This is a genomic window from Streptomyces rubradiris (assembly GCF_016860525.1).
Lineage (GTDB): Bacteria > Actinomycetota > Actinomycetes > Streptomycetales > Streptomycetaceae > Streptomyces > Streptomyces rubradiris.
On sequence record NZ_BNEA01000015.1, the window covers coordinates 4,854,188 to 4,874,392 of the forward strand.

The following is a 20,205-nucleotide window of genomic DNA, read 5'->3' on the forward strand; positions in this document are numbered from 1 at the left end:
CCGCGCCGCTCTCAGATTCGTCTCACGTTCTGCTATTAGCTTCCCCATCGAGACGCAAGCGCTGTGGACACGTGACACGGGAGGCTGACGTGGCGCGCGGAGGACGCGGAGGGCAGGGACTGGCACGGGTGGCCGTCGTCGTACGGGCGGGCGCCGCGCCGCTGTGGTGGCTCGGGGTGGTCGCCGCCGGGCTCGGGGCGGTGCCCGAGGGGCTGACCGGGCGGCGGATCGGGACGACGGCCGGGGCGGCGCTGTTCCTGCTCGGCGCGGCCGGCGTGCTGCTGGCCCGCCGGGGCCGGTACGCGGCTCTCGCCCGCGGGGCGGCCCGCGCCGGCAAGTACGACGTGCTCCAGGACCGCGCGGTGACCGTGCGCGGCTGGCGCCGGGGACACCGCTGGTGGCTGCTGCTGGGCTGGGCGCTCGCGCTCGGCTCGGCGTTCGCGGTGCCCGTGGCCGGCGGGCTGCTGCTGGCCGGGCTGGGTGCCGGGCTGTGGCTGAAGGCCGCCTGGATCGGGCGGCTGGAGCGGTCCGCCGAGGCCCTGCTGTGGGTGCGCGTCGACTGGCTCGGCCGGGGCGGCGGGAACCCGGCGGGCAAGGCCGTCAAGAGCCTGCGGGCCACGGGCGTCGCGGCCGGCGACGCGGCCCCGGGCGGGGCCCGCCGCCGTACCGCGGCCCTGGTCTGAGCCGCTTCAGACCTCCAGCTCCTCCTCGATCCTGCGCAGCTGGTGCCGGGCCATCGCCAGATTGGCCCGGGAGGAGTCCAGCACCAGGTACAGGAACAGTCCGTTGCCGCCCCGGCCCTTGAGCAGGCGGATCAGGTGGTACTGGTCGGTCAGGGTGATCAGGATGTCCTCGATCTCGCCCTTGAGGCCGAGGAGTTCCATCGTGCGCATCTTGGCGCGGACCACGTCGGTGTTCCCGGCGGCGGCCACGTTCAGGTCGAAGCTCGCGCTGTCACCCATCGTGCCCAGCGCCATTCCGCTGGTGTAGTCGACGAGCGCGGCGCCGGTGGCGCCCGAGATGGTGGTGAGGGCCTGCTTCAGGGCGGTCGCGGTGTCGGACATGGGGGTCCTCTCAGCTGTCGGTTGCGGTGCGGGTCTCGGCGGCCGTGGGGTGCGGCGCGCGGGAGTCCCGGGGGCGTGCGGGGGCGGTGCCGGGGAGCGGGCGTACGGCCTCGGCGGCGTCCAGCAGCTCCCCGACGCGGGCGCCGGCCCGGCGGCCCTCCAGGTGCAGCCGGCCCACGTTGACCCGGTCCTGGGCGAGCAGCGTCAGCACGGCGGTGCGGCCGGCCGCGTAGGTGGCGACATAGCCGCGCTCGCCGCGCACCAGCAGCTCCCGCAGGGCCCCGTTCCCGGTGGCGTCGGAGGTCCGTACGGCGACGCCGAGCGCGGCGGCGGTGAGCGCGGCCAGGCCCTCGGGGTCGACGCCGGGGGTGTCGTGGGCGATGACGAGGCCGTCGACGCCGGCCGCGAGGGCGCCGGTGAGCTGCGGCACCCGGGTGCGCAGCCGGTGCAGTTCGGCCAGCACGGTCCGCAGGCCGTCCTCGGTCACCATCAACTGTCTCCTTTCGGCGGGGCGGTGCCGTTCAAAGCGCCTCCAGCGCATCCCTGAGCCTCTTCAGCAGCGCGATGTCGGGGTCGGTGGTGACCGGGAGGGGTGGTGGTGCGGGCGGTGGTGCGGGGCCCGCGGGCACCGGCGCGATCCAGCCGGCCGCGGTGAGCCGGCGGACGTCGACCAGCGTGTGGAAGGCCTGCCGGCCCAGGTCCCGGGCCAGGTCGGCGGCCGTGCGGACGCCGTCCACGCGGTCCAGGACGGCCCGCTGCCGGGGAGTGACCGGCCGGGCGGGGCCGGGGGCCGGGTCGGCGCGGATCAGCGGGACGCTGTCGGCGGCCGGGTCCGGCCACAGCCGGTGCAGCAGCAGCCGGCGGCGCAGCGTCGCGCGCTCCAGCGCGACCACCGGCACCGAGGGCAGCGGGCCGGGCCGGGGCCCGGCGCCGTACCGGAACCGGCCCGGGGTGCCGCTCGGTGCCAGCGCGAAGTACCCGGCGTCGTACAGCGCGTCCAGGTGGCACAGCTCCAGCGCGCCGGTGGGCAGCACCCCGGAGCGCAGCAGCAGTTCCGCCGCCCGCGCGGGGCCGGGCGCCCGGGCGGCGGCGCGCTGCCAGGCGGCGGCCGCGAGGGTGCCGTGGGCCGTGAGGAGCACGCCGAGATCCGGGGCGAGGGGGCTCTCGGCGTGCACCACCCGGCCCTCGGCGAGGTGCAGGACGCCGTGTTCGCGGACCAGGACGCCGGTGGCCCGCTCGTCGGCGAGCCGGGTCAGCATCGGGGACAGGGCGCGCGCGGCCCGCCTGTCCCGCACCGGCAGGGCCGGCGGAGGGATCCGGACCATGGTCATCCCAGCACCAGCCGGGCGGCCATCTCGCCGAGCCGGATCCGGGCGAGCGCGAGGTTGCCCTCCTCGCGGCCGAGCCACAGGTGCAGGAACACGCTGCTGTCGAAGGAGGTGTCCACGAACCGCAGCAGGTGGTAGCTGTCACCGTTGCTGACGATCAGGTCCTCCACGGGCGGCAGCCCCGCGCGGACCGCGGTGAAGGTGCCGTGCTCGGCGGCCAGCCGGGCCAGTTCGGCGGCCTCGGCGGCACTCGTCTCGTGGTCCCCGCCGGGGGCCTCCCCGACCGTGCCGAGGGCCAGTCCGCTCGTCCAGTCCACCAGCGCGGCCCCCCGGGCACCGGGCAGGCGCATCGCTTCCAGTAAGCACTCGTCGATTCCGGGCACCGTGGCTTCCTCCCGCCTGGGACTCCGGCTGAGTGACGCCGACACTACGCAACGTGTGTGCGGGAGGCGGGGCCTTTGGCAATTTCCGGTGGAACATTCGTCCGACGTACTAGTGTTGTCCAACTGACGTGTGTTCCGCGGCCGTTGATCCTTTCTTCCGGCCGGCGGCCGGGGCGTGCCGGCGGCTTCAGGGAGCCCGCAGGGTGGTGAGCGCCGACGCGTGCGCCCCTCCGGAGTCGGCCACCACCTCGGCGACGGTCTGGGCCCGCCGCACGGTCGCGAAGGCCATGCCGCCGTACCCGTCCGGGGCGTAGCCGTGGATCCCCGGCCGGACGAGGGAGTTGTAGGCGTAGTGGTGGGCGAAGCCGTACGCCCCCGTGTCCAGCGCCGCCGCGTAGTCGCCCTGCTCCAGCGGGGGCAGCGCGCGTCCCTCGGCGAGCAGGTCGCCCGAGAAGCAGGCCGGCCCCGCGATGTCCTGCACGGTCCTCGGCCCCGCCTTCGGCCGCCCCCCGGCGTCGTACGCGGCGATCCTGAGCGGCCACGCACCCGGCGCGTACACCGTCCGCACCGCCACCTGCACGCCCGCGTGGGTCACCGCGATCCGCCGCCCGCCCGCGGTCTTGGTGTACTCCACCCGGGCCACCACCACGCCGTGCCGGGCCAGCAGCGACCGCCCGAACTCCGTCACCAGCCCGTACCGCCCGTCGAACAGCCCCGGCACCCGCGCGGCCAGCAGCCGCGCGTACCGCGCGAACGTCGGCGCGGTCTCCTCCGAGGCGAAGTTCACCGGCAGCCCGCCACCGATGTCGATCGTGTCGACCTGGCGGCGCCCGACGGCGGCGTTGATCTCCTCCGCCAGCGCGTACACCTCCGCCACCCCCTGGGCCAGCAGCGGCAGCGGGACGCCCTGCGAGCCGGTGTGCGTGTGCAGCCGGGTCAGCCACGGCCGCCGCGCGAACGCCTCCACGACCCGGGCGCGCGCCCTCGTCGCGCAGGGCCACACCGAACTTCGAGGTCCGGGTCGCCGTCGAGGTCGCGCCGATGTCACCGGCGCCGATCTGCGGGTTGACCCGCAGGCCGAGCGGGGACCGGGACGGGACGGCGCGCACCAGGGCGTCGAGCCGGCGCAGCTCCTGCTGGTTGTCCGCGTTCACCGCGACCCCGAGGGCGAGGGCCTCGCGCAGCTCCGCCGGGGTCTTCGCGGGCGAGTCCAGCACCGTCCGCGCGGCCGGCACCCCGGCGGCGCGGGCCAGCGCCAGCTCCCCGGGGCTCGCCGCCTCGGCGCCGAGGCCCGCCGTGTGCAGCAGCCGCACCACCGGCACCAGGGGGCACGCCTTCACCGCGAAGGCGTGCAGCACCGGTATCCCCGGCGTCACGACCGCCTCGAACGCCGCCCGCAGCGCCGCCGCCGACTCCCGGATGCCGGTGACGTCCAACAGCCCCACCACGGCCGCGTCCGGCCCCAGCAGCCCCTGCTCGACGGCCGCCCGCACCGCCCGGTCCCGCCGGGCCGCCCGCTCCCGGGCCTCGATCCCGGGCTCCGCCACGGCCCCGGTCCCGAACTCCGGTACGGCCCCGGGCTCCGGTACGGCCCCGGGCTCCCGTGCCGCCCCGGCCCCGGTGCCCTGTGCGGCCCCATCACCGAGGTCCTGTCCGGTTCCGGCCCCGGCGTCCTGTGCGGCCCCGATCTCCTTCACGGGCCTCTCCGTCCTCTCCGTCCTGTCCCGGGCTTCCGGTGTCTCCAGCCGGATACCCGCCACGCCCGTACGGGACCACCCCATGTATTGACTAGCCCTATTCAGGGCTACAGGATGTGAATAGTCGTAGGCACAGGAGGAGACAGAGATGTCGGGACCCCGCCCCGTACGAGCACCGCGCGGCACGGAACTCAGCGCCCTGGGATGGCAGCAGGAAGCCGCCCTGCGCATGCTGCAGAACAACCTCGACCCCGAGGTCGCCGAGCACCCCGACAAGCTCGTCGTCTACGGCGGCACCGGCAAGGCCGCCCGCGACTGGCGCTCCTTCGACGCCATGGTCCGCACCCTGAAGACCCTCAAGCAGGACGAGACCATGCTGGTCCAGTCCGGCCGTCCGGTCGGTGTGATGCAGACCCACGAGTGGGCCCCGCGCGTCCTCATCGCCAACTCCAACCTCGTCGGCGACTGGGCCAACTGGGAGGAGTTCCGCCGCCTGGAGGCCCTCGGCCTGACCATGTACGGCCAGATGACCGCCGGCTCCTGGATCTACATCGGCACCCAGGGCATCCTCCAGGGCACCTACGAGACCTTCGCCGCCGTCGCCGCGAAGAAGTTCGGCGGCACGCTCGCCGGAACCATCACGCTGACCGCCGGCCTCGGCGGCATGGGCGGCGCCCAGCCGCTCGCCGTCACCATGAACGACGGCGTCGCGATCTGTATCGACTGCGACCCGCGCGCCATCGAGCGCCGCATCGAGCACCGCTACCTCGACGTCCGGGCCGACTCCCTCGACCACGCCCTCCAGCTCGCCACCGAGGCCCGCGACCAGCGCAAGCCGCTGTCCATCGGCGTCCTCGGCAACGCGGCCGACCTGGTCCCCCAGCTGCTCGCCAGGAACGCGCCGATCGACATCGTCACCGACCAGACCTCCGCCCACGACCCGCTGGCGTACCTCCCGGTCGGCGTGGCCTTCGAGGACATGGCCGCCGAGGCGGCGAAGGACCCGGCCGGCTTCACCACCCGCGCCCGCGAGTCCATGGCCCGGCACGTGGAGGCCATGGTCGGCTTCCTGGACGCCGGCGCCGAGGTCTTCGACTACGGCAACTCCATCCGGGGCGAGGCCAAGCTCGCCGGCTACGAGCGGGCGTTCGCCTTCCCCGGCTTCGTCCCCGCCTACATCCGCCCGCTGTTCTGCGAGGGCAAGGGCCCCTTCCGCTGGGCCGCGCTGTCCGGCGACCCGGCCGACATCGCCAAGACCGACAAGGCGATCCTGGACCTGTTCCCGGAGAACGAGTCCCTGGCCCGCTGGATCAGGATGGCCGGCGAACGGGTGCACTTCCAGGGCCTGCCCGCGCGCATCTGCTGGCTCGGCTACGGCGAGCGGGACAAGGCGGGCGAGCGGTTCAACGACATGGTCGCGAGCGGGGAGCTGGCCGCGCCGCTGGCCATCGGCCGGGACCACCTGGACTGCGGGTCGGTCGCCTCGCCGTACCGCGAGACCGAGGCCATGCTCGACGGCTCCGACGCGATCGCCGACTGGCCGCTGCTGAACGCCATGGTCAACGTGGCCTCGGGCGCGTCGTGGGTGTCCATCCACCACGGCGGCGGCGTGGGGATGGGGCGCTCGATCCACGCCGGCCAGGTGACGGTGGCCGACGGCACGAAGCTGGGCGGCGAGAAGATCCGGCGCGTGCTCACCAACGACCCCGGCATGGGCGTCATCCGGCACGTGGACGCCGGGTACGACATCGCCGAGTCCGTCGCGGGGGAGCGGGGGGTCCGGGTGCCGATGCGTGAGGGTGACGAGGCGTGACGACGGGTCAGGGCGGGCACGGAGTCCCGCCGGTGGAGGCCGGCCCCTCGTCGTCGTCCGGGGGTCCCGCCGTACCGGGTGGCGGCCCACGGCCCGCACACGGCGCCTCCTTCCACGAGATGTGGCGCGAACTGCTGCCCATCGGCCGGCACCCGGACACCGGCGGCTACCGGCGCCACGCCTGGACCGGGGCCGACGCCGAGTGCCGGGACTGGTTCCGGGAGCAGGCCGGGGCGCGCGGGCTGACCTACGAGGTCGACCGGAACGGCAACCAGTGGGCCTGGCTGGGGGACCCGGCCGCCGGGGACGCCGTCGTCACCGGCTCCCACCTGGACTCCGTACCGGACGGCGGGGCCTTCGACGGGCCCCTCGGCGTGGTCTCCTCCTTCGCCGCGCTGGACGAACTGCGCGGCCGGGGCGTGCCGTTCACCAAGCCGCTCGCCATCGTCAACTTCGGTGACGAGGAGGGGGCCCGGTTCGGGCTCGCCTGCGTCGGATCGCGGCTCACCGCCGGGCAGCTGACCGCCGAGCAGGCCCACCGGCTCACCGACGGCGACGGCGTCGGCCTGCCCCGGGCCATGGAGGCCGCCGGGTACGACCCCGAGGCCATCGGGCCCGACCCCGAACGGCTCGCCCGGATCGGCGCGTTCGTGGAGCTGCACGTCGAACAGGGGCGGGCGCTGGACCTGTCCGGTGACCGGGTGGGCGTCGCCAGCGCCATCTGGCCGCACGGACGCTGGCGGTTCGACTTCCGGGGCGAGGCCAACCACGCCGGCACCACCCGGCTGGCGGACCGCCGCGACCCCATGCTGTCGTACGCCCAGACCGTGCTCGCCGCCCGCCGCGAGGCCGAACTCGCCGGTGCCGTCGCCACCTTCGGCAAGATCGCGGTGGAACCCAACGGTGTCAACGCGATCCCCTCGCTGGTGCGCGGCTGGCTCGACTCCCGCGCCGCCGACCAGCAGACCCTGGACACGGTGGTGGACGGCGTCCAGAAGGCGGCCCGGGAGTACGCCGACGCCCACGGCGTCGATCTCGACGTCGTCCGGGAGTCCTTCACCCCGGTCGTCGAGTTCGACCACGCCCTGCGGGACGAACTCGCCCGGATTCTCGGCAAGGACACCGGTCTGACCGTGCCCGTCCTCGGGACCGGAGCGGGACACGACGCCGGAATCCTGTCCGGGAGCGTTCCGACCGCCATGCTGTTCGTGCGCAACCCCACCGGTGTCTCGCACTCCCCGGCAGAGTTCGCGGCCGAGGACGACTGCGTGGCCGGGGTGCGCGCGCTCGCCGACGTACTGGAAGGGCTGGCCTGCCGGTGACCAACGGAACCTACTGGCTGGAGCACGCCTGGCTCGGCGACCGAGTCGAGCCGGGCGTGGCCGTGGACGTGGCCGGCGGGCGCATCGGCGCCGTGCGCACGGACGTGGACACCCCGCCCCCGGGCGCCGAGGTGCTGCGCGGGCTCACCCTGCCGGGGCTCGCCAACGCCCACAGCCACGCCTTCCACCGGGCCCTGCGCGGCACGGTCCAGGTCGGCTCCGGGACCTTCTGGACCTGGCGCGAGGTGATGTACTCCGTCGCCGACCGGCTGACCCCGGACAGCTACCACGCCCTGGCCCGCGCGGTGTACGCCGAGATGGCCCTGGCCGGCATCACCTGCGTCGGCGAGTTCCACTACGTGCACCACGCCCCCGGCGGCACCCGCTACGCCGACCCCAACGCCATGGGCGAGGCGCTGATCCAGGCCGCCGCCGAGGCCGGCATCCGGATCACCCTCCTGGACACCTGCTACCTCTCCGCCGGCTTCGGCGAGCCGCCGGGCGCCCACCAGCTGCGCTTCTCCGACGGCAGCGCGGCGGACTGGGCCGAACGCTGTGCAGTTCTCAAGGAACGGGATCACGCGCGGATCGGAGCGGCCATCCACTCCGTACGGGCCGTGCCCGCAGGGCAGTTGGCGACCGTGGCCGAGTGGGCCCGGGAACGGCGGGCCCCGCTGCACGTGCACCTGTCGGAGCAGCCCGCCGAGAACGAGGCGTGCCTCGCCGCGCACGGCCGCACTCCCACCCGGCTGCTCGCCGACCACGGCGTCCTCGGGCCGCGCACCACCGGTGTGCACAACACCCACCTCACCGAGGAGGACATCGCCCTGCTCGGCGGCTCGGGCACCGGCACCTGCATGTGCCCCACCACCGAACGGGACCTGGCCGACGGCATCGGCCCGGCCGTCGCCCTGCAGCGGGCCGGCTCCCCGCTCTCCCTCGGCTCCGACAGCCACGCCGTGATCGACCTGCTCGAAGAGGCGCGCGCGATGGAGCTGAACGAGCGGCTGCGCAGCCGCACCCGGGGCCACTGGACGGCCGCCGCCCTGCTGCGGGCCGCCACCGCCGACGGCCACGCCGCCCTCGGCTGGGACGAGGCCGGCACCATCGAGCCCGGCGCGCTCGCCGACCTGACGACGATCGCCCTGGACTCGGTCAGGACGGCCGGGCCACCGCCCCGACTGGGCGCCGAGACGGCCGTATTCGCGGCGAGCGCGGCGGACGTCCGGCACACGGTCGTGGGGGGCCGGCAGATCGTGCGCGACGGGGCGCACACGCTCGTCCCCGATGTGCCGCAAGCCCTGGCGCGGGCCGTCGAAGCCCTCCGCGCCTGACGACCACCCACGAGGACACCATGAGCAGCAGCACCGTCATCACCAACATCGCCACGCTGGTCACCAACGACCCCTCCCTGGGTGACGGCTCCCCTCTCGGTCTGGTCCGGGACGCGGCCGTCGTCATCGACGGCGACCGGGTCGTGTGGACCGGTGAGTCAAGCAAAGCACCCGCCACTGACAACCGGGTCGACGCGGCCGGCCGGGCGGTGCTGCCGGGCTTCGTCGACTCCCACTCCCACCTGGTCTTCGCCGGTGACCGGACGCAGGAGTTCAACGCCCGCATGTCCGGCCGCCCCTACACCGCGGGCGGCATCCGCACCACGGTCGCGGCCACCCGCGCGGCGAGCGACGCGGAACTGGAGGCGAACCTCACCCGGTACCTCGCCGAGGCCCTGCGCCAGGGCACGACCACGCTCGAGACCAAGTCGGGCTACGGCCTCACGGTCGAGGACGAGGCCCGCGCCCTGCGCCTGGCCGCCCGGCACACCGAGGAGGTGACGTACCTCGGCGCGCACGTCGTCAGCCCCGATCACGCCGACGACCCGGCGGCCTATGTCGCCCTCGTCACCGGCGAGATGCTGGACGCCTGCGCGCCGCACGCCCGCTGGATCGACGTGTTCTGCGAGAAGGGCGCCTTCGACGGCGACCAGGCCCGTGCCGTCCTCACGGCGGGCAAGGCGAAGGGCCTGCACCCGCGCGTCCACGCCAACCAGCTCTCCTACGGCCCCGGCGTCCAGCTGGCCGTGGAACTGGACGCGGCCAGCGCCGACCACTGCACCCACCTGACGGACGCGGACGTCGACGCCCTGGCGCACAGCCGCACGGTCGCCACCCTGCTGCCCGGCGCCGAGTTCTCCACCCGCGCCGAGTGGCCGGACGCCCGCCGCCTGCTGGACGCGGGCGTGACGGTCGCCCTGTCCACCGACTGCAACCCGGGCTCGTCCTTCACCTCGTCCGTGCCCTTCTGCATCGCCCTGGCCGTCCGGGACATGGGGATGACCCCGGACGAGGCGGTGTGGTCGGCGACGGCGGGCGGCGCCGCCGCCCTGCGCCGCACCGACATCGGCCGGATCGCCCCGGGCGCCCGCGCGGACCTGCTCCTGCTCGACGCCCCGAGCCATGTCCACCTGGCCTACCGCCCGGGCGTGCCGCTGGTCGACGCGGTGTGGCGCGCGGGCGTACGCGTCGTCTGACCGGCCGCCGGACGGCCCGGCCCCGCGCATGAGGACCCCGCGGACGGCCCGGCCCGCGCACGAGGACCCCGCGGGCGGTCCGGTTCTTGACGGCCGGACCGCTCACCGCGGCGCGTGAAGTGCCGCGCTGCTCACTCCTCCAGGGTCAGCCCCTTGCGCAGCCGTACCAGCGTGCGCGACAGCAGCCGGGACACGTGCATCTGGGAGATGCCCAGTTCCTCGCCGATCTCGGACTGGGTCATGTTCGCCACGAAGCGCAGGGAGAGGATCTTCCGGTCCCGGGAGGGCAGCGAGGCGATCAGCGGCTTGAGGGACTCGATGTACTCGATACCCTCGAGCCCGTGGTCCTCGTAGCCGATGCGGTCCGCGAGCGCGCCCTCGGAGTCGTCCTCCTCGGGCTGGGCGTCCAGCGAGGAGGCGGTGTAGGCGTTCGAGGCGGCCATGCCCTCGACGACCTCCTCGCTGGAGATGCCGAGGCGTTCGGCGAGTTCCGTGACGGTGGGCGCGCGGTCCAGCTGCTGTGCCAGCTCGTCACCCGCCTTGGCGAGGTCCAGGCGCAGTTCCTGAAGCCGGCGCGGGACCCGCACGGACCACGAGGTGTCACGGAAGAACCGTTTGATCTCGCCGATGATGGTGGGCATCGCGAAAGTGGGGAACTCGACGCCGCGGGAGAGTTCGAAGCGGTCGATGGCCTTGATCAGGCCGATGGTGCCGACCTGGATGATGTCCTCCATCGGCTCGCTGCGGGAGCGGAAGCGGGAGGCGGCGAACTTGACGAGCGCGAGGTTGAGTTCAACGAGGGTGTTGCGGACGTACGCGTGCTCGTACGTCCCTTCCTCCAGCGACTCCAGCCGCTCGAAGAGGGTCTTGGACAGGGCCCGCGCATCGACCGGGCCGATCTCGTCGTAGGGGGGGATCTCCGGGAGTCCCTCGAAGGGGTCGAGGGGGTCGATGGGATGATCCAGCTGTTCCGGTGGGGGTGTCGACGTCGCGATCGGGGTATGCGATGCGTCGAGCCGGGGTGACATGGGTGTCCTCCATCGTTCTCGGCATATGGCTGCCGAAGCCAGTACGTGCACTGCGGTGTGCGGCGCCTCCGAAGCCGGCGTGTAGGAATGTGTGTCCTTACTAGCCCTACCCGCTGCACCGAGCGGGTCGCAAGTGCGTTCTGTTGCGGTATGTCCGATTGTGTGCGGATGTTCGGGTGTCGGAGTGCGCAGGGAAGGCGTAATGTTCGAGGGCATCAGCAGCCACGACCTCGGGAGAGAGAGACGGCATGGACCACGGGACGGTCGGCAGCGCACAGTCGGGCCGGCTTCTGGTGGAGGTGCGGGAAGAGGGCTCCAGCGCCGTTGTGAGACCGGCGGGCGAGCTCGACCACCACACCGCCGATCTTCTGCGTGAGCCCCTCGACGACCTGCTGGACAAGGGCTTCTCACGGCTCGTCGTGGACTGCTCCCGCCTGGAGTTCTGCGACTCCACGGGACTGAACGTCCTGCTCGGCGCCCGGCTGAAGGCGGACGCCGCCGGTGGCGGGGTCCACCTGGCCGGCATGCTGCCGGTGGTGGCCCGGGTGTTCGAGATCACCGGGGCCGAGACGGTCTTCTCCGTCCATGACTCCGTGGAGGCCGCCCTGGCCGACGGTGCCGACTGAGCCGCCGCGTCCTGCCGTACGGACCGGTCCGCGCCCGGCCCCCGCGGGCGTTGCGCGGGTCACCCGAACACGGGGGTGTTCCCCGGGATCGGTCGGGCAGGAGAGGGCAGAAGAAGGCGGGGGACGGCCCGGCCGGCACGCGCACGGGGCGCGCGTCCGGCGGACGGGCGGGCGGTCCCCGGGTGGTGCGACGGCCGACGCGGCCGGCGCCCGCGGTCCGGCCCTTGACCGGATCACGGGCCGCGGTGCCGCTCGGACCGCTGACCGGACTTTTGTAATCGTGAACTGGTGAATCGGTGAGGTGAAGCGCTGATGAGCACCACCCGGCCTTACTCGCCGGGCGAGCGCGGCCCGGAGCCCAGCGGCGCTTCCGGGGCGTCCGAGGGGGCCGCGCCGGCCGTCGGCGCGACCGCGGGGGCAGCCGCGCCGTCCGTGCCGACCGACGGCACTCCGCGCAGCCGCGGGCGGCAGGTGCGCAGACTCCGTCTGGAAGGCGAGAGCGGGGTCGTCCCGCTCGCCCGCGACTTCACCCGCCAGGCGCTGTACGCGTGGGACTGGCTGCCCGCCGCCACCGCCGACCGGCGGGCCGCCGCCGAGGACGTGCTGCTCGTCGTCTCCGAACTGGTCACCAACGCCTGCCTGCACGCCGAGGGCCCCGAGGAACTGCGGCTCACCTGCGACAACAAGGTGATCCGGGTGGAGGTCTCGGACCGGGGCACCGGCCAGCCGGCCCCGCGCACCCCGCACCGGGCCGGTCGGCCCGGCGGCCACGGCATGTTCATCGTGCAGCGGCTGTGCCTGGACTGGGGCGTCATCCGGATCTCCGGCACACCGGGCAAGACGGTGTGGGCGGAACTGGGCGCGCCGGCCTGACCGCAGCCGGTGGGTGCCGTGGCCGGCCGGCGGGTGGGGCGTTGACCTGACCGTGACCGGCGAGCGCCATGGTCGACCGTGACCGGTGGGCTCTCCGGCCCGGCCGTAGTCGGTGGGTGCCGTGGCCGGTCGGCGGGTGGGGCGTTGACCTGGCCGTAGTCGGCGAGTGCCCGGCCCTGACCGCGCCGGTGGGGCCCGGCCTGATCGCAGTCGGTGGGTGCTCCGGCCCGGCCGTAGTCGGTGAGTGCCATGGCTGGTCGTGGCCGGTGGGGCGCCGGCCCGGCCGAAGGCGGTGGCCCGCACGGCCCTTGGCGTGGCCGGTGGGTCTCCCGGCCCGGCCGTGCCGGTGGGTGCCCTGTCCGCCGTTCCCGCTCCGGCACCCCGCCGCCCGCGCGGGACCGCCCCACCCCGCCGTGCGCGCCGGACCCCGCAGCCTGAACCCCGTCGCCCGCGCCCGACCGTCGAACTCCGGCGTGTGACGCGTCTTCCTTCCTCACGACCCCGGGCGTACCTTGACGGCCGAATCTGATATGCCGTCAGGAACGGATGGGGTGGACCGACCGTGCCGTACCCGAAACGAACCGCCGCGCTCGTGTCCGCCGCGGCCCTGGCCGGCGCGGCGGCACTGGTGGCCGCGCCGGCGGCCCACGCCGAGGTGACCGACGTCAACTACCGCTGCCAGACGCCGATCGGCGTCAAGAGCGCGGTGTCGCCCATCGACATCAAGGGCGTCCCGAGCGGCTCCGGCTACAAGATCACGATGTCCTGGCAGAAGGGCGTCTCCTCCAGCCCCATCGAACTGGGCAAGGGGGCGATGAACCCGAGCGCCACCATCGAACTGGGCGGCGCCGACAGCGGCACGTTCACCGTCACCGGGCCCGCCAACACCGCCGCGATCCCCGCCAACACCCCCATCAAGATCAGCGACTTGAGCGGCACCTACACACCCGGGAAGAGCGGCGCGGTCACCTTCACGCCCGGCACGCTCACCATCAAGGCCCTCGGTACGACGACCACTTGCACGCCGACGAACAGCCCCGGACCGGCCCTGACCCTGACCGTGACGGCGCCCGGCGGCTCCCCGACCGGCGGCTCGGCCACGACGGGCGGCTCGGGTTCGACCGGTGGCGGCTCGGGCACGGCCGGTGGTTCCGGGAGCGCGTCCGGAGGCGGGCAGCTGCCGCAGACCGGTCCGCAGGACTCCGCGGTCGCCCTCGGCACGCTCGGCGGCACGGTGCTCCTCGCCGGAGCCGCGGGCGCCCTGTGGCTGTCCCGGCGCGGCCGTACCGCCCGCGGCTGACGGACCACGCCCACGGCCGGACCACTCCCGAGGTCGACAAGGCCCGGCCGTTCCCCGTCGGACCCGGCCGCACCGCACACCGCCGCCGTCCCGGTGCCGTCTCCCGCCGACCCTTCGGCCACCACCGCTGGAGCCGCCCATGCCGACCGCCGCACCCGCCCTCGCCCCACCACCGCGCCGCGCGCCGCGCCCTCCCCGCCCCCTCGTACGTCCTGCTCGCCTGGCGTTCCCGGCCGTCCTCGCCGTCGTCCTGACGCTCACCCCGCTGACCGGTGCCCCGTCGGCCGTCGCGCGGTCCGGTGGATGGTCGGTCGCCCCGCTGGGCGGCGGGCGGCCCGCGTTCTACGCGGAGGGCACTCCCGGGGCGGTGCTGCGGGACACGGTGTCCGTGACCAACCCGGGCCGGACCCCGGTCGCGGTCCGGCTGCGCGGCACCGGCGTCCCGGCGGTGTTCAGCCGCGACGGTCTGCGGGTGCCCGCCCGCACCCGGGCGCAGGTGCCCTTCACCCTCACCGTGCCGCGCGACGCCGGGCCCGGCGACCGCACCGGCGCCATCGAGGCGCGGGACGCCCACGGCCGCGTGGCCGCCGTGCCCGTCCGGCTGCGCGTCGGCGGGCCCGCGCTGGCCGCGCTGACCGTCGAGCACCTCGCCGTACACGCCGACCGGATCACCTACGACCTGGTCAACCGCGGTACGACCGTCCTCGTACCGAGGCTCGCGGTGCGCGCCGACGGATTCTTCGGCCGGCGCGTCCTGGACCGTGCCCCGCGCGCCCTGCCGGTCCGGCTGCCCCCGGGCGCCCGGCGGACGCTCAGCGAGCCGTGGCCCGGCCGGCCGGTGCTGGACGAGGTACGGGTACGGCTGACGGTGACGGCGGCGGGCGGGGCGCGTGCCACGGCGGGCACCTCGGCCGCGTACGTGCCGTGGGGCGCGGTGGGCGGCGGCGCCGCGGCGGGGGCCGTATTTCTGGGGTGGCGGCGCGCGCGGAAGCCCCGGCGGGCCGGGGCCGGGCCGACGGGAGCGGTGTCGTGAGGCGCCTCGCGCCGCTGCCGCTGGCCGCCGCGCTGCTGCTGGCCCTCGCCGTCCCGCCCGGCCCGGCCCGGGCGGCGGACGGACCGTCCGTGCGGCTGTCGGCGGTCCGGGCCGGGGCGGGCGGCTCGGTCACCGTGAGCGGCACCGGCTGGCGGCCCCGGGCGCTGCTGATGGTGCTGGTGTGCGGGCGGGCCACCCCGGACCGGGGCGTGATCGGCGGCACCAACTCCTGCGCCAACGGCGACGGCCGGGCCGTGACCACGGACGCCGGCGGCGCGTTCGCCCGGCCGCTCCCGGTCGCCGAGCCGCCCGTGCCCTGCCCCTGCGTGGTGCACGTGGCCACCGTTACCGGCGCCCGCGCCGAGGCGGACGCCGTCCTGGAGGTCGCCGGGCACCCGGTGGCCCCGCTGCCCGCCGAGCGCTCCGCCGGCCGGCTGGCGGTGCTGTCCGACACCCGGCTGACCGGGTCGGGCGGGCTGCTGACCTGGTTCGGGGCGCCGCCGGGCCGCACTCTGGTGTTCACCGTCGGCAACACCGGCACCAGCCCGGTGGAGAACCCGGTGTTCCAGGTCGGCACCGCGCACGGCGTGTTCGCCCCCCAGTGGGACGAGCGGCGGTGGCGCGGCACCCTGGCGCCCGGGAAGAAGGCACGGATCGAGCTGCCCGTCGAGCTGTCGGCCGGGGCGCACGGCGAGTACACGGTGACCCTGCGGTACGCCGGCCGGGTGCTGGCCGAGCAGCCCTGGGGCGTGCCCCGGCCCTGGGGCGTGACGCTGTTCTGGGTCCTGCTCTGCCTGGTCGTCCCGGCCGCGCTGTTCCGCGCCGGCATGGCGGTGGTCGACCGGCTCCGCCCGCCCGGACCCGGCGGGCGCCCGCACCGCACCGCCCCGCACTCCGGCCCGCGCCCGCGCGTACGCCTGCCACGCCTTCGTACCACCGGCGCCCGGGGCGCCCCGCACACCCCCGGCGACCCCCCGGTCCCCGCGCGCGACCCGGCCGCCGGGGCGGCGAGCCTGCCGTGGTTCACCCCGGACTCCGCCCCGCGCGGTCCGGCCGGCCGGTCCTCCGCACCGCACGACGACAGTCCGACGAGTCCTGCGACTCCCACCCCGAAGGGACCCACGTGAGCATGCGAAGGACAGGCACAGCGGCCGGGAGCACGGCAGCCCTGCTGGTGCTCGGTGCGGCGGGCATCCTGCTGGGCCCGGCGGTGACGCCCGCGCGGGCGGCCGACGTGGCGTACGCCACCCGTTGCGTGCCGCCCGCGGGCATCGACCCCGTCGACGGCACCACCAAGGTCGGGATCACCGCACCGGCCACGGCCGAGGTGGGCGACACCGTGACCATCGGGTGGACGTTCGTCCAGGCCGCCTCCCGGAACCCGGACATCATCGACCTGCCCGCGAACTCGGTCCAGCCGTCGGGGGTGCTGAAGGCGGCCGGCGCGCAGACGGCCGACATCGCGATGCGGGGGCCCCGGGAGAACCCCGCGATCCCCAAGGGCGGCGCCATGGTGCTCTCCGCCATGAAGGGCACGCTGAAGCTGACCGCCGCGGGCGAGGTGACGCTGACCCCGGACGCGTACACCGTCAACGCGATGTCCACGGACACCGAGTGCGCGCCCAAGGAGACCGTGCCCAAAGCGGCGACGATCCGGGTGACGGCAGGCGGTGGCGGCACGTCCACCGCGACGCCCACCACCACGCCCAGTACGACGCCGTCGGACACGGCGACCCCGACGCACACCGCCACCGCCACCCCCACGGCCACCGGCCGCACCGGCGGCACCGGGCAGTCCGGCTTCCCCGGCAAGGAGGTGCAGGTCCCGTACGCCTGCAAGACGCCGATCGGCGACAAGAGCGCGACCTCGCCGGTGCGGATCGACGCGCGGAAGGACGGCGGGAGCTACGCCCTCACCGTGAAGTTCGGCAAGTCGGTGATGGACAGCCCGGCCGAGATCCCGAGGGGCTCGGTGAAGCCGTCCATGGAGGTGGTGCTGGGCGGCGCCGACAAGGGCACCGTGCACGTGGAGGGACCGGAGAACGCGGGACCGATCAAGGCAGGCGCCCCCATCGAGATCCCCGACCTCACCGGCACCTACAAGCCCGGCGCCAGCGGCTCCTCGACGCTCTCCCCGGGCGTGCTGACGGTCAAGGCGCTCGGTACGACCACGACGTGCACGCCGGTGAAGACGGCCGTCTCGCTCACCCTGGACACCACGGAGCAGCCGGGCGGCGCGGCGGGCGGCACGTCGGCGGCGGGCGGGTCCTCGGGCACGGCCGCGACGGGCGGCGGCGCCGGCGGTGACGGCGGCCTCGCCGAGACCGGCGCGAGCGACCACGGCGCGCTGCGGGCCCTGGGCCTGGTGGCGGGCACGGCGGTCCTGCTGGGCGCCGCGGTGTTCACGCTGATGCCACGGCGGAGGACCCGATAGCCGAAGGGCCGCCGCACCCACTGGGTGCGGCGGCCCTCCCGGCTCGGTCCCGACGGACCGGACGGACTAGTTGATGTTGCCCATCAGCTTCTTGACCTTGTTGCGGTACATCCACACCGCCACACCCGCGATCACGGCGAGCACGGCCTCCAGGGCGACGAAGCCCTTCTTGTCGAGGTTGACGCCGCCGACGGCCGGGTTGGACAGCAGGGCGGTGACGGAGTCGCCCGCGGTCACCGCGAGGAACCAGACACCCATCATCTGGGAGGCGTACTTCTGCGGCGCCATCTTCGTGGTCACCGACAGACCCACCGGGGACAGCGTCAGCTCACCGACGGTCTGCACGAAGTAGATCGCGACCAGCCACAGCGCCGCGGCCTTGTGGCCGCCCTCGGCGATCGACAGCGGGGCGAGGAAGACGAAGAAGGACACACCGACCAGCACCAGACCGGAAGAGAACTTCACGATCGTGCTCGGCTCCTTGCCGCGCCGGTTCAGCCACAGCCACAGCCAGGCGAAGACCGGCGCCAGCGCCATGATCAGGACCGGGTTGACCGACTGGTACCAGGAGACCGGGAAGTCCCAGCCGAAGACCGAGTTCTCGGCGCCGTCCTTGGCGAACAGCGACAGGGTCGAGCCGCCCTGGTCGTAGATCATCCAGAAGACGGCGGCGGCCACGAAGAACCAGATGTACGCCGACACCTTCGAGCGCTCGCCCGCGTCCAGGTCCTTGTCCCGCATGATCCGGGCGATGACCAGGATCGGCACGATCAGGCCGATGACGGTGAGCGGGATCAGCGCCCAGTTCAGGGTGAAGTGACCGGTGCCGCCGACGACGCCGTAGAACACCGCGGCGACGGCCAGCCAGATCAGGCCCTTGCGCAGCGTGGCGGCCTTCTGCTCGGCGGTCAGCGGGGTCGGGACCTCGCTGCTCTTCGGGTTCAGGTGACGGCCGCCCAGCAGGTACTGGACCAGCCCCAGCGCCATGCCGAGCGCGGCCAGCGCGAAGCCCAGGTGCCAGTTGACGTTCTCGCCGATGGTGCCGATGACCAGCGGGGCGACGAAGGCGCCGAGGTTGATGCCGATGTAGAAGAGCGTGAAGCCACCGTCCCGGCGCGGGTCCTCCGGGCCGTTGTAGAGGTGGCCGACCATCGTGGAGATGTTGGCCTTCAGCAGACCCGAACCGATGGCGACGAACACCAGGCCGACGTAGAAGCTCGCGGCGAAGGGGACCGCCAGGCACAGGTGGCCCAGCATGATGACCGCGCCCGCGACGGCGACCGTCTTGCGCGGGCCGAGCAGGCGGTCGGCGAACCAGCCGCCGGGCAGGGCGAGCAGGTAGACGAGCGACAGGTACACCGCGTAGATCGCACTCGCCGTGCCACCGTTGAGGTGCAGGCCACCCGGGGCCACCAGGTACAGCGGGAGCAGGGCCCTCATGCCGTAGTAGGAGAAACGCTCCCACATCTCGGTCATGAAGAGAGTGGCCAGTCCGCGGGGGTGGCCGAAGAAGGTCTTCTCGGAACCGGGGGTGCCCGGTCGGACCGAGTCCTTCGTCAGGCTGGACGCCATGGTCGTTCCTTGCTGGTCGGGACGCGCGGCTGGAGCGTTGCGCGCCCGGTGGGGGTGCGGCCGGCACCGGCAGGTCGGCCGGCCACCCCCACGCCCAGGGGGAGTCCGCCCCCGGATCACGGAGGCGGCGGACGGCGACCACCGGGATCCACGCCCCACACGCGTCGCTGCGCCCGGAGCCCGGCCAGAGGTCATTCCTTTCAAGGCTGATCGATCAGCCCGTACACAAAAGAGACCTTCAGCGTCGACTGCTCGCCAAAGGTCCCCGGTGCGTACTACAGGCGTTCAGGTCACCATACGGCAGGACAGTGCCGGATATGGAAGGACTTGAGACGCGGATCACAGGTGTCGCGGGAACCGCGCAACCGGTTTCGAAGGTCTCCACTACGATCGCATCCCCAGGTCAATGGTTCGTACCAGCCGGATGCGAAGGTAAGAGGCCGGGAAAGCGATCACGCCCCGGCACCGTACACGGGCGGACTACCATCACCCCATGACCCGTGTACTGCTCGCCGAGGACGACGCGTCCATCTCGGAGCCGCTGGCCCGCGCCCTGCGCCGGGAAGGTTACGAGGTCGAGGTGCGCGAGGACGGACCCGCCGCGCTCGACGCCGGACTGCAGGGCGGCGTCGACCTGGTCGTGCTGGACCTGGGGCTGCCCGGCATGGACGGCCTGGAGGTCGCCCGCCGGCTGCGGGCCGACGGCCACACCGTGCCGATCCTCATCCTGACCGCGCGGGCCGACGAGGTGGACACCGTCGTCGGCCTCGACGCGGGCGCCGACGACTACGTCACCAAGCCCTTCCGGCTCGCCGAACTGCTCGCCCGGGTGCGGGCGCTGCTGCGCCGCGGGTCCGCCGAGCCGCAGCAGCCGCCGGCCACGCACGGGGTGCGCATCGACGTCGAGTCGCACCGCGCGTGGATGGGCGACGAGGAGCTCCAGCTGACCGCCAAGGAGTTCGACCTGCTGCGGGTGCTGGTGCGGGACGCCGGCCGCGTGGTCACCCGGGACCAGCTGATGCGCGAGGTCTGGGACACCACCTGGTGGTCGTCGACCAAGACCCTCGACATGCACATCTCCTGGCTGCGCAAGAAGCTCGGCGACGACGCGGCGAACCCCCGGTACATCGCGACGGTGCGCGGCGTGGGCTTCCGCTTCGAGAAGAGCTGAGCCGGGCCGGGCCGGCGATCACCCCAGGTAA

Annotated in this window: 18 protein-coding genes and 1 pseudogene; 12 read left to right on the forward strand and 7 right to left on the reverse strand. The window is 74.3% G+C overall.

The genetic code is table 11. The features are described 5' to 3' along the window. The first annotated feature begins 89 nt into the window (after nt 1-89). Nucleotides 90-683 carry a hypothetical protein gene (locus Srubr_RS34850; protein WP_189991982.1) on the forward strand — a complete coding sequence of 198 codons (594 nt, stop codon included), beginning with the start codon at nt 90-92 and terminating at the stop codon, nt 681-683. A gap of 6 nt (nt 684-689) precedes the next feature. Here the strand turns inward: Srubr_RS34850 and Srubr_RS34855 are convergent, their stop codons facing one another. From Srubr_RS34855 to Srubr_RS34875, 5 genes and pseudogenes are all read right to left on the reverse strand, one after another. After that, entirely contained in the window at nt 690-1,064 is a 375-nt protein-coding gene (locus Srubr_RS34855; RefSeq protein WP_189991980.1) for a roadblock/LC7 domain-containing protein, read from the reverse strand. Between the two features lie 10 nt (nt 1,065-1,074). Continuing rightward, entirely contained in the window at nt 1,075-1,554 is a 480-nt protein-coding gene (locus Srubr_RS34860; protein WP_189991978.1) for a roadblock/LC7 domain-containing protein, read from the reverse strand. Nucleotides 1,555-1,585: 31 nt separating this feature from the next. Further along, the gene (locus Srubr_RS34865; RefSeq protein ID WP_189991976.1) at nt 1,586-2,395 is read right to left on the reverse strand and encodes a transcriptional regulator; all 810 of its coding nucleotides are present in this window, start codon (nt 2,393-2,395) and stop codon (nt 1,586-1,588) included. After that, nucleotides 2,392-2,775, reverse strand: coding sequence for a hypothetical protein (locus Srubr_RS34870; RefSeq protein WP_189991973.1), 384 nt, complete (start codon nt 2,773-2,775; stop codon nt 2,392-2,394). Before Srubr_RS34870 ends, Srubr_RS34865 begins: the two co-directional genes overlap by 4 nt. A gap of 187 nt (nt 2,776-2,962) precedes the next feature. Further along, nucleotides 2,963-4,322, reverse strand: a pseudogene (locus tag Srubr_RS34875) (type III PLP-dependent enzyme domain-containing protein). Between the two features lie 298 nt (nt 4,323-4,620). On the opposite strand from Srubr_RS34875, the gene hutU reads away from it, so the two are divergent. The 4 genes from hutU to hutI are packed head-to-tail and all read left to right on the forward strand — an operon-like array spanning nt 4,621 to nt 10,137. Next, nucleotides 4,621-6,285, forward strand: a complete 1,665-nt coding sequence (gene hutU, locus Srubr_RS34880; RefSeq protein WP_189991971.1) for a urocanate hydratase — start codon at nt 4,621-4,623, stop codon at nt 6,283-6,285. Then, nucleotides 6,282-7,607, forward strand: a complete 1,326-nt coding sequence (locus tag Srubr_RS34885) for an allantoate amidohydrolase (protein ID WP_373313413.1) — start codon at nt 6,282-6,284, stop codon at nt 7,605-7,607. Before hutU ends, Srubr_RS34885 begins: the two co-directional genes overlap by 4 nt. Beyond that, entirely contained in the window at nt 7,604-8,941 is a 1,338-nt protein-coding gene (locus tag Srubr_RS34890) for a formimidoylglutamate deiminase (protein WP_189991969.1), read from the forward strand. The genes Srubr_RS34885 and Srubr_RS34890 overlap by 4 nt, the downstream gene beginning before the upstream one ends. 20 nt (nt 8,942-8,961) lie before the next feature. Beyond that, the gene (gene hutI, locus Srubr_RS34895; protein ID WP_189991967.1) at nt 8,962-10,137 is read left to right on the forward strand and encodes an imidazolonepropionase; all 1,176 of its coding nucleotides are present in this window, start codon (nt 8,962-8,964) and stop codon (nt 10,135-10,137) included. A gap of 131 nt (nt 10,138-10,268) precedes the next feature. On the opposite strand, the gene Srubr_RS34900 is transcribed toward hutI, so the two are convergent. Next, complete coding sequence (locus tag Srubr_RS34900; RefSeq protein WP_189991965.1) at nt 10,269-11,165, reverse strand: RNA polymerase sigma factor SigF; 897 nt, start codon at nt 11,163-11,165, stop codon at nt 10,269-10,271. A 248-nt stretch (nt 11,166-11,413) separates the two neighbouring features. Between Srubr_RS34900 and Srubr_RS34905 the strand changes: the two genes are divergently transcribed. The 6 genes from Srubr_RS34905 to Srubr_RS34930 all read left to right on the forward strand — a co-directional run bounded on the left by Srubr_RS34905 (nt 11,414) and on the right by Srubr_RS34930 (nt 17,431). Further along, nucleotides 11,414-11,791, forward strand: a complete 378-nt coding sequence (locus Srubr_RS34905) for an STAS domain-containing protein (RefSeq protein ID WP_189991963.1) — start codon at nt 11,414-11,416, stop codon at nt 11,789-11,791. A gap of 312 nt (nt 11,792-12,103) precedes the next feature. Then, nucleotides 12,104-12,664, forward strand: a complete 561-nt coding sequence (locus Srubr_RS34910) for an ATP-binding protein (RefSeq protein ID WP_189991961.1) — start codon at nt 12,104-12,106, stop codon at nt 12,662-12,664. Nucleotides 12,665-13,226: 562 nt separating this feature from the next. Continuing rightward, nucleotides 13,227-13,964 (forward strand): LPXTG cell wall anchor domain-containing protein, encoded by a 738-nt coding sequence (locus tag Srubr_RS34915; RefSeq protein ID WP_189991959.1) that lies wholly within the window; start codon nt 13,227-13,229, stop codon nt 13,962-13,964. A gap of 139 nt (nt 13,965-14,103) precedes the next feature. Then, nucleotides 14,104-14,997: a COG1470 family protein gene (locus Srubr_RS34920; protein WP_189991957.1), complete on the forward strand. Its 894-nt coding sequence runs from the start codon at nt 14,104-14,106 to the stop codon at nt 14,995-14,997. Beyond that, the gene (locus tag Srubr_RS34925) at nt 14,994-16,124 is read left to right on the forward strand and encodes a hypothetical protein (RefSeq protein WP_189991955.1); all 1,131 of its coding nucleotides are present in this window, start codon (nt 14,994-14,996) and stop codon (nt 16,122-16,124) included. Before Srubr_RS34920 ends, Srubr_RS34925 begins: the two co-directional genes overlap by 4 nt. 2 nt (nt 16,125-16,126) lie before the next feature. Further along, on the forward strand, nt 16,127-17,431 hold the full coding sequence (locus tag Srubr_RS34930) for a hypothetical protein (RefSeq protein ID WP_189991953.1): 1,305 nt from the start codon (nt 16,127-16,129) through the stop codon (nt 17,429-17,431). A 66-nt stretch (nt 17,432-17,497) separates the two neighbouring features. Here the strand turns inward: Srubr_RS34930 and Srubr_RS34935 are convergent, their stop codons facing one another. Beyond that, nucleotides 17,498-19,003, reverse strand: coding sequence for a peptide MFS transporter (locus tag Srubr_RS34935; RefSeq protein WP_189991952.1), 1,506 nt, complete (start codon nt 19,001-19,003; stop codon nt 17,498-17,500). A 493-nt stretch (nt 19,004-19,496) separates the two neighbouring features. Between Srubr_RS34935 and Srubr_RS34940 the strand changes: the two genes are divergently transcribed. Next, nucleotides 19,497-20,174, forward strand: a complete 678-nt coding sequence (locus Srubr_RS34940; RefSeq protein ID WP_189991950.1) for a response regulator transcription factor — start codon at nt 19,497-19,499, stop codon at nt 20,172-20,174. Nucleotides 20,175-20,205: the final 31 nt, after the last annotated feature.